Origin of the sequence: Bariatricus massiliensis, assembly GCF_900086725.1 — a bacterium.
GTDB classification, from domain to species: Bacteria; Bacillota; Clostridia; order Lachnospirales; family Lachnospiraceae; genus Allocoprococcus; species Allocoprococcus massiliensis.
This window is the reverse complement of record NZ_LT574828.1, coordinates 1-2619: the sequence shown is the minus strand read 5'-3', so window position 1 is coordinate 2619 and position 2619 is coordinate 1. Positions and strand designations below refer to the sequence as shown.

The window sequence follows — 2619 nt, the reverse complement described above, 5'->3', positions numbered from 1 at the left end:
TCAAAAGTAAACATACGATAAAAGTAATACGAACCTTTAGAAAGGATAATCTTTTTTCGCTTTTTTTAGTTTGTTTATTACTTTTAATCTCCATAACTCGGTCACCTATCAATACTTTATTCTTTATCAAAGCCAACAAGGTACACCTTTTTGACAAAGTGAAATAGCGTAAAAAACATAGCTATCCATCTATTATTTTATCCCATAATGGTTAAAAAGGCAAGGTATTCATGTATTTGTACATCAGATCGGCTGAAGGACAACCTGTCAAAAAGGTGTACCTTTATACTATTTTTTATCACGGCAAATATTTATTCAACCTTCAGCCATACTAAAGGCAGGAGGTTTTTTTATATGAAAAATTTTTATGGATACATGAGAGTTTCAACTATAGAGCAGAACATGGAGCGTCAGAAAATCGAACTTTTGCGGTGGGGCATTATAGAACAGAACATATTTTGCGATAAGTTATCCGGCAAGGATTTTAATAGGCCGCAATACCAGAAGCTCAAGCAAAAATTGCACGAGGGCGATGTACTCGTTGTCAAAAGCATTGACCGGCTTGGAAGGAACTACGAAGATATACAAGAAGAGTGGCGCGAGATCGTAAAGGGCAAAAAGGCAGATATCGTAATTTTAGATATGCCGATTCTTGATACCCGCACCAATAAAGACTTAATAGGAACCCTTATCTCTGATATTGTCTTACAGCTTCTCTCTTATGTGGCACAGGCAGAACGAGAAAATATCAAGCAGCGGCAGTTGGAGGGCATTGCGATTGCCAAGGCTCAAGGAAAACATCTGGGTCGTTTTCCAAGTCCAATCCCAGACGAATTCTATCCCGTCTATGAGAAATGGCTGTCCCACGAACACACCTTAAAATCTGCAAGCTCTGAACTGGGCGTTACAGTCAGCCAATTCCGCACCATGATAAAAAAGCATAAAAACCAGTGAGGTCGATGATATAAAACTAGGGTGAAAGACTATTCTTCAAATCTTTCACCCCTTATAATTTAATTTACAATTTAGAATTTTTGCAGTTCATCCAGCTGCATGGTAAATATGGTGATGCCGCCTACTTCTTTCTCTATCGGAATCGGGCTGCCTACATTCGCGTACATATTTCCCGTGGCAGTGGCCGGTTCCGGCATAGCGTAAATTGTTTCTCTTCTCCGTCCCGCAGTCTTCTTGAGGATGTCCATCGTCTCCTGCCAGCGCTCTTCCTCAACACCTATCATAATAGTAACATTCTCTCTCTGAAGGAAACCACCGCTGCTCGATAGCCTTGTGACAAATATCTTTTTCTCATTCAATTCCTTCTGGGTCGTTTTAAAATCTTCCTTCTGCAGTACCGCCAATATCAGTTTACTTGCCTTTTTTGCATCACTCATATCTCTCACTCCTGTCTCACCTATAGAATGTGTTTTCTGCGGCAGAGGAAGCAATTTCTCTCCGCCTTCTATCTTAGTTATATTATAATGCAAACTCTGCGAAGTTTACATTACTTTTTTGCAAAAACTTATAAATTTAACATTCATTGACATTTGTTACAGAAATGTGTAAAATTTGATACATCAAAGCTGAAAGGAGCATTTGGAGATGTCAAATATAAACTGTTGTGATACCTGCACCTTTTATATCTATGATGATGACTATGAGTGTTACACTTGTGACCGCAATCTAGATGAAGATGAGATGGTGCGGTTTCTATCGGACAGCCAGTACCAATGTCCATATTACCGCTGTGGTGACGAATACCGGGTCGTCCGCAAACAAATGTAAGCATTACCGGTCGTTTGTAGTGTGGCACACTGTCATTTCAATTACAATGTTCCCGGAATAAGCTGCCCCATGATTTCAGCCAGTACCTTATTGATTTCTTTTGCCGATTCTTCCAGCTGCATCTTCTCGCTGTCATCCAATTCAATTTCAAGCACCTGCTCTGCGCCGTTCTGTCCTAATACGGCCGGAATACTCAAGCATAGGTCATACAGACCGTACTCTCCAGAGAGCAGGACCGAGACCGGCAGGACTGCGCGGCTGTCCCTGACAATGCATTCTGCAATTCTGGCAACCGCAATCCCAATACCGTAATAAGTCGCGCCTTTTCGCTCAATAATCTCATACGCACTGTCCCGCACTTCCCTATAGATATCGCTCCAAGGCCGTTCCTCCTCTTTCATCCCCCTGATTTCTTCAAAATGCTCCAGATCAATCCCGGAGACGTTGGCGGAACTCCACACAGCCAGCTCGCTGTCTCCATGTTCCCCTATGATAAAAGCGTGCACGCTTCTGCTGTCGACTTTCAAATGCTGACCAAGCAGATACTTTAGACGGGCGGTATCCAGCACCGTTCCCGAACCAATGACCCGGTTCTGCGGAAAGCCAGATTCCTTCAATGCGACGTAAGTCAGGATATCTACCGGGTTGGATACTACCAGCAGTATTCCTTCACACTCAGCCTCCTTGATATTTTGAATCACGCTCTTCATAATCTTCGTATTTTTATGCACTAAATCAAGGCGGGTCTCACCCTCCTTCTGATTGGCGCCCGCCGTGATGATGATAAGCGAAGCATCCCCGATATCCGAGTAATCTCCCGCCTAGATATCCATAGCA

General features: G+C 42.7%; 3 protein-coding genes and 1 pseudogene. 2 read left to right on the top strand and 2 right to left on the bottom strand.

What is annotated here, in order from left to right:
- Nucleotides 1-354 precede the first annotated feature (354 nt).
- Complete coding sequence (locus BN6465_RS00015) at nucleotides 355-954, top strand: recombinase family protein (RefSeq protein ID WP_066730571.1); 600 nt, start codon at nucleotides 355-357, stop codon at nucleotides 952-954.
- A gap of 71 nt (nucleotides 955-1025) precedes the next feature.
- Here the strand turns inward: BN6465_RS00015 and BN6465_RS00010 are convergent, their stop codons facing one another.
- Nucleotides 1026-1391 carry a cyclic-di-AMP receptor gene (locus tag BN6465_RS00010; RefSeq protein WP_066730572.1) on the bottom strand — a complete coding sequence of 122 codons (366 nt, stop codon included), beginning with the start codon at nucleotides 1389-1391 and terminating at the stop codon, nucleotides 1026-1028.
- A gap of 208 nt (nucleotides 1392-1599) precedes the next feature.
- Between BN6465_RS00010 and BN6465_RS20025 the strand changes: the two genes are divergently transcribed.
- A complete protein-coding gene (locus BN6465_RS20025; RefSeq protein WP_074017748.1) occupies nucleotides 1600-1782 on the top strand; it encodes a DUF6472 family protein in 183 nt (60 codons plus the stop codon).
- Between the two features lie 41 nt (nucleotides 1783-1823).
- Here the strand turns inward: BN6465_RS20025 and BN6465_RS00005 are convergent.
- A pseudogene (locus BN6465_RS00005) lies at nucleotides 1824-2603 on the bottom strand (L-lactate dehydrogenase); the annotation flags it as partial.
- Between the last annotated feature and the right edge of the window lie 16 nt (nucleotides 2604-2619).